This is a genomic window from Pantoea sp. Pa-EAmG (genome assembly GCF_030024295.1).
Lineage (GTDB): Bacteria > Pseudomonadota > Gammaproteobacteria > Enterobacterales > Enterobacteriaceae > Pantoea > Pantoea dispersa.
Genome location: NZ_JASEWO010000219.1, coordinates 1 through 6,396 on the forward strand (window position 1 = coordinate 1; position 6,396 = coordinate 6,396).

The following is a 6,396-nucleotide window of genomic DNA, read 5'->3' on the forward strand; positions in this document are numbered from 1 at the left end:
ATATGGGGATGCCAGCACAAAATTCTGTTTGGACCGTTTCGTGCACAGCATGTATCTGTTTTTCTTATGGCGGAACATTTGAATCAAAACGCGGTTGCCATTAGTAAAATTAATTAACCAGGGTGTGATTAAAACAGCACTTAAGCTGAATGGATATGCAATAACGGAAGGCAACCATCAGGAGGGATGGCTGCAGAAAGCGGATGCGCCGGGCACGCGGCACCGGGACCCGCAAAAGCGCGGCCCTCCAGATTATTCAGTTGGCAGAATTAGTCAAGCGCTTTAGGCATAAAGGCGGGAACGTCGGCGAAACGCCGCGCTGCTGCACCATAACAGGGCGTAGAGTCAGTCCGCACGGCGCGTGCGGCGGCGCAGCGCGCAGATAATTACGCTATGATGAGCCAGATTCGTTCAGGGAGCGCGTAATGAAACAGATTCGTCTTTTAGCACAGTACTACGTGGATTTAATGGTCAAGCTTGGGCTGGTGCGGTTTTCGCTGCTGCTGGCTTCGGCGCTGGTGGTGCTGGCAATGGTGGTGCAGATGGCGGTCACCATGGTGTTGCGTGGCCACGTTGAAAGTATCGACGTGGTGCGTTCGGTGTTTTTTGGCCTGCTGATTACCCCGTGGGCGGTCTACTTTCTCTCCGTGGTGGTCGATCAGCTGGAGGAGTCGCGCCAGCGGCTGTCGAAGCTGGTGGACAAGCTGGAGGAGATGCGCACGCGCGACCTTGAACTGAATCAGCAGATGAAAGAGACCATCAGCCAGCTGAACCAGGAAATCAGCGACCGTATTAAAGCAGAGCAGGCGCGCGAGCAGGTGATGGATAAGCTGCGCGAAGAGATGACGCGGCGTGAACAGGCGCAGATTGAACTGGAGCAGCAATCTTCCTTCCTGCGTTCGTTCCTTGATGCCTCGCCCGACCTGGTGTTCTATCGCAACATCGACAAACAGTTCTCTGGCTGTAACCGCGCCATGGAACTGCTCACCGGCCTGAGCGAGAAGCAGCTGATTGGCCTGACGCCGCGCGACATTTACGACGAAGATGCCGCCACCAAAGTGCTGGAGACCGATGAGAAGGTGTTTCGCCATAATGTGTCGCTCACCTATGAACAGTGGCTGCAGTATCCGGACGGGCGCAAAGCCTGCTTTGAAATCCGCAAAGTGCCGTATTACGACCGCGTCGGTAAGCGCAGCGGCCTGATGGGCTTCGGACGCGATATTACCGAGCGTAAGCGCTATCAGGACGCGCTGGAGAACGCCAGCCGAGAAAAGACCACCTTTATCTCCACCATCAGCCACGAGCTGCGTACGCCGCTTAACGGCATCGTCGGGTTAAGCCGCATCCTGCTGGATACCGATCTCAATCAGGAGCAGCTGAAGTACCTGAAAACCATTCACGTCTCGGCCATCACCCTCGGTAACATCTTTAATGATGTGATTGAAGTCGACAAGATTGAGCGGCGCAAAGTGCAGCTGGATAACCAGCCGCTGGATTTCACCGGCTTCCTCGCCGACCTGGAAAACCTCTCCGGCCTGCTGGCGCAGCCGAAAGGGCTGAAGTTCGTCATGGCACCGGAGTTGCCGCTGCCGCACAAGATCTCCGCCGACGGCACGCGCCTGCGCCAGATTCTGTGGAACCTGATCGGCAATGCCGTGAAGTTTACCCGGCAGGGCGAAATCGTGGTGCGCGTCGCCTATCGCCAGGACGAAACGCTGCACTTTGAGGTGCAGGACTCCGGGATGGGCATTCCGCAGGAAGAGCAGGACAAAATCTTCGCCATGTATTACCAGGTGAAAGATCAGCACGGCGGTAAACCGGCCACCGGCACCGGGATTGGCCTGGCGGTGTCACGCCGGCTGGCGCAGGCGATGGGCGGCGATATCACCGTCAGCAGCGCACCGGGTCAGGGCTCGTGCTTTACCGTGGAAATTCACGCGCCGCGCGTGGCGGATGAAGTGGAAGATGAGGATCAGGACGACAGCATGCCGTTGCCGGCGCTGCACGTGCTGCTGGTAGAAGATATCGAACTCAACGTGATTGTGGCGCGCTCGGTACTGGAGAAGCTGGGTTGCAGCGTGGAGGTGGCGATGACCGGCGGTGAGGCGCTGGCAATGTTCGATCCGCAGGAGTTCGACCTGGTGCTGCTGGATATCCAGCTGCCGGACATGACTGGCCTCGATGTGTCGCGCGCCATTCATCAGCAGCATGCCGGCGTGACGCTGCCGCCGCTGGTCGCGCTGACTGCCAACGTGCTGAAGGATAAAAAAGAGTATCTCGATGCCGGCATGGACGATGTGCTGAGCAAACCGCTGGCGGTGCCGGCGCTGACCGCGATGATCAAGAAATTCTGGGATTACCAGGCCGAAGCCGAAGCGGTGGTGAGTGACGCCGACGCGGAACAGTCACGCACGCTGCTGGATGTCGACATGCTGGAGCAGTATATCGAGCTGGTTGGTCCGGGGCTGATCACCCAAAGCCTGACGATGTTCGAGCAGATGATGCCGGGTTATCTTGAGGTGCTGGACTCCAACATGATGGCGCGTGACCAGAAGGGCATCGCCGAAGAGGGGCACAAGATCAAAGGCGCGGCGGGCTCCGTCGGCCTGCTGCATCTGCAGAAACTGGCGAAACAGATTCAGTCACCGGAATTGCCGGCCTGGTGGGATAACGTGCAGGAGTGGGTTGACGAGCTGAAGCACGAGTGGCGGCACGACGTTGAAGTATTACGGAACTGGGTTGCGGAGCGGGAAAAATAGCGCGGGCCAGAAAAAAAATGACCCCAGTCGAAACCGGGGTGCGCGAATACTGCGCCAACACCAGGGAAATGGGCGCTGCTGCTATTATTAGAAATCGAATACAAAAGCAACAGCGTGGTATTGGTTAACGCTTCAAAATCACCTTAGCAAATTCGCCACAGCTTGTGACAAGATTCATTAAATTGTGTGATGTTGAGCAGCGTTTAAATACAGAAAACATTAATTTGCTGACACAGTCAAGCAAGGAATCAATTTCTTTAGCGTATTGCACTATTTTTGAGCAAATGTTCGGTTTTTTGCCTGGTTTTCCCACAGTCACGGTCCGGGAAGCGCTGCGCGGCGAAGGGAAACGGCAAAAAGCGCAGCGCAACGGTCTTTTTTATGCTCATGTTATTGATTCTAATAATGAATAACCAGATTTTGCGGCGGTTATCCAAAACGTTTTGGAAACCCCCGGCTGAAAGTTCCAGTTCGGGCATTGAACGGTTAGCGTAAACCGGATGGGCGGTAAAACGTTTTACAGGTTGCGCCCTGGCCTGAAGGGTAATTGTCGCTATTTGCGCCGTGTTTTTCAGAATGGTCTCGGTTGTCAATGAACATCTTCACTGACTACTAAAGATGATAGTTAAACATCGTGAAAGGTTTAACGTGAGCGGCATCACAATCGGTTAAGTATTTATGCCCGTGCGCGCTGCGCGATTTTTCTGCATGGAACCGATTCCTTTTTGCCGGAAGTGCTTGATGCGACTGGCTCTAATAGAGGAACGATGGTTGCCCGCGCAATGAGTTTGGCTGGTGGTCGCGATGCCGCAGAGATAAAATTCCGGCTTGCATCACCGCTATTTGAAATCATGACCTGAGTAATTGATTAATCCAGGGAACCGGTAAGAGACAATTGCATGAGTAAGAGTAAAGGGAAGATGGTCCAGCGCCTGAAGCGGCTGGCTGGCAGGGTGCTTCTGGCATGGCTGGGTCTGTGGCTGGCCGGTATTGTGCTGTTCGCATTTTTGCCGGTGCCGTTTTCGGCGGTAATGGTGGAGCGGCAGCTTGGCGCGTGGTTCAGCGGACGCTTCGATTATGTCGCCCATTCAGACTGGGTGGGAATGGATGAGATTTCACCGTGGATGGCGCTGGCGGTGATCGCCTCGGAAGATCAAAAGTTTCCTGAGCACTGGGGCTTTGACGTGCATGCCATTCAGCAGGTGCTGGACAATGACGGCAGCGAACGGATGCGCGGCGCATCAACGCTGTCTCAGCAGACGGCGAAGAATCTGTTCTTGTGGGATGGCCGCAGTTGGGTGCGCAAAGGGCTGGAGGCCGGGCTGACGGTGGGGCTGGAAACGGTATGGACCAAACGCCGCATTCTGACGGTGTACCTGAATATTGCGGAATTCGGGAACGGGGTGTTTGGTGTGGAAGAGGCATCGCAGCGCTATTTCCACAAGCCTGCCAGTCGGCTGAGCATGGCCGAAGCGGCTTTGCTGGCGGCGGTGCTGCCGAATCCGATTCGCTTCCGCGCGGATGCGCCGTCCGGCTACATTCGTCAGCGCCAGCAGTGGATTATGCGCCAGATGCGCCAGCTGGGCGGCGAGGGTTTTCTCAACCGTTACCAGCTGCACTGACGCGGTTAGTCTTCGTCAAAACCGGCTTCAAACAGCTCAATGACCGCGGCCAGCGCCTGGGTTTCCTGCGGGCCGCTGGCCTCGATTTCGATATGACCGCCTTTAGCGGAGTCGAGCATCAGTAGCGCAATCACGCTGCTGGCTTCGGCTTCGGTACCGGCCTCGTTACGCAGCAGCACTTCCGCATCAAAACTCTGTACCAGCTCAAACAGCTTCATCGCCGGGCGCGCATGCATACCCAGCTTATTTCGAATCTCAACGGTTTGCTTCACGGTCATGATTTACGTTTTTCCAGGGTGCGATGACGGGACTGCACATTTTTACCGCGCGAACGGAAATAGTCTGCCAGCTGTTCGGCAATGTAGACCGAACGGTGCTTACCGCCAGTACAGCCAATCGCCACCGTCAGATAGCTGCGGTTATTGGTTTCCAGCATCGGCAGCCACAGCTCGAGATAGCTGCGCGTCTGGTAGATAAAGTTGTGCACTTCGGTGTGACGATCGAGGAAGGCCGCCACCGGACGATCGAGCCCGGTCATCGGACGCAGCTTCGGATCCCAGTGTGGGTTGGGCAGGAAACGCACGTCAAACACGTAATCGGCATCGATCGGGATGCCATGCTTGAAGCCGAAGGATTCAAACACCATGGTGAGTTCACGCTCACGCTTGCCCAGCAGGCGCGTGCGCAGCATTTCTGCCAGCTCATGCACCGACATCTCTGAGGTATCGATGATCAGATCGGCACGCGAGCGCAGCGGCTCCAGCAGATCGTTCTCCTGATCAATGGCGCTTTCCAGCGACAGATTTTTGCTGGAGAGCGGATGCAGGCGGCGCGTGTCGCTGTAGCGGCGGATCAGCGTGTTGCGATCGGCGTCCAGAAACAGCAGCTGTGGCGAGAACGCTTCCGGCAGATTGTTCAGTGCCTGCTCAAACACCTCCGGCGATTCCGGCATGTTGCGCACGTCAATGCTGACCGCCGCTGAGATATTGCGCTCGGTTAAGGTGTTCGCCAGCTCCGGCAGCAGCACCACCGGCAGGTTATCGACACAGTAGAAGCCCATATCCTCAAGGGCGCGCAGCGCGACTGATTTTCCTGAGCCTGACCGACCGCTAACGATCATCAGCACCATCACATTTCTCCCGTGTTAAACCGGCACGCAGGCCGGTAAAAGTGTCTGTCGCTTAAGCGTGATCTTCCTGAGCTTCTGTAATGATGGCGTAGAGCTCTTCATCGCTCTGTGCCGCGCGCAAACGGCGGCAGACGGTTTTATCCGCCAGGCGTTTCGCCACCAGCGACAGGGTGTGCAGATGGGTTTTGCACTGGTCTGCGGGCACCAGCAGGGCAAACAGCAGGTCAACCGGCTGGTTGTCGACGGCGTCAAAGGCGATAGGCTGGTCGAGGCTGATAAACACGCCAACGGCGCGCAGCGTATCCTCCTCCAGCTTGCCGTGCGGGATGGCGATGCCGTTGCCAATGCCGGTACTGCCCATGCGTTCACGGGTCAGGATGGCTTCAAAAAGCGTCTGGTGCGGCAGATTGAGCTGCTTAGCGGCCAGCTCGCTGATAATTTCCAGCGCGCGCTTTTTACTCTGGCAGTGTACGCCGCTGCGGGTGCAGTCCAGCGAAAGGACCGCGCTCAATTCCAGTGTCAGATCGTTGTTCATCATCGTTTCACTTGCGTGTTCACATAGCCGTAAGGCACGTACCGGGACACCGCGAACGGGCAGGGCAGGTGACTGCAGGCGCTTGCGCAGATGACAAAACGGGGCGGTGACCCGCCCCATTTCTCCTCTGAGTGCTGAACCCGTCAGCACTCTGCAAGCGTGAAGGTTAGTGTTTTTTCAGTTTGTCTTTGTGTTTGGTCAGCTGACGGGCCAGCTTGTCAATTAACCCGTCGATGGCCGCGTACATGTCTTCCGCTTCCGATGTGGCGTGCAGCTCCCCGCCGTTGACGTGCAGGGTTGCTTCCGCAATCTGCGTCACCTTCTCCACTTTCAGAACAATATAAACCTGAT

Annotated in this window: 6 protein-coding genes and 1 pseudogene; 2 read left to right on the forward strand and 5 right to left on the reverse strand. The window is 56.4% G+C overall.

The window, feature by feature from the left end:
• The first annotated feature begins 425 nt into the window (after positions 1-425).
• Positions 426-2,850: pseudogene (arcB, locus tag QMM04_RS20015) on the forward strand (aerobic respiration two-component sensor histidine kinase ArcB).
• Positions 2,851-3,016: 166 nt separating this feature from the next.
• On the opposite strand, the gene QMM04_RS20020 reads toward arcB, so the two are convergent.
• Entirely contained in the window at positions 3,017-3,352 is a 336-nt protein-coding gene (locus QMM04_RS20020; RefSeq protein WP_282996850.1) for a hypothetical protein, read from the reverse strand.
• A 306-nt stretch (positions 3,353-3,658) separates the two neighbouring features.
• On the opposite strand from QMM04_RS20020, the gene mtgA reads away from it, so the two are divergent.
• Positions 3,659-4,381 (forward strand): monofunctional biosynthetic peptidoglycan transglycosylase, encoded by a 723-nt coding sequence (mtgA, locus tag QMM04_RS20025; RefSeq protein ID WP_031279742.1) that lies wholly within the window; start codon positions 3,659-3,661, stop codon positions 4,379-4,381.
• A 5-nt stretch (positions 4,382-4,386) separates the two neighbouring features.
• Here the strand turns inward: mtgA and npr are convergent, their stop codons facing one another.
• The 4 genes from npr to raiA all read right to left on the reverse strand — a co-directional run.
• Positions 4,387-4,659, reverse strand: coding sequence for a PTS phosphocarrier protein NPr (gene npr / locus QMM04_RS20030; RefSeq protein WP_058759594.1), 273 nt, complete (start codon positions 4,657-4,659; stop codon positions 4,387-4,389).
• Positions 4,656-5,510 (reverse strand): RNase adapter RapZ, encoded by an 855-nt coding sequence (rapZ, locus tag QMM04_RS20035; RefSeq protein ID WP_282996851.1) that lies wholly within the window; start codon positions 5,508-5,510, stop codon positions 4,656-4,658. Before rapZ ends, npr begins: the two co-directional genes overlap by 4 nt.
• A gap of 52 nt (positions 5,511-5,562) precedes the next feature.
• Positions 5,563-6,045, reverse strand: a complete 483-nt coding sequence (gene ptsN, locus QMM04_RS20040) for a PTS IIA-like nitrogen regulatory protein PtsN (RefSeq protein ID WP_031279741.1) — start codon at positions 6,043-6,045, stop codon at positions 5,563-5,565.
• 166 nt (positions 6,046-6,211) lie between these two features.
• On the reverse strand, positions 6,212-6,396 hold a 185-nt coding region (gene raiA, locus QMM04_RS20045), incomplete at its 5' end, for a ribosome-associated translation inhibitor RaiA (RefSeq protein ID WP_282996852.1).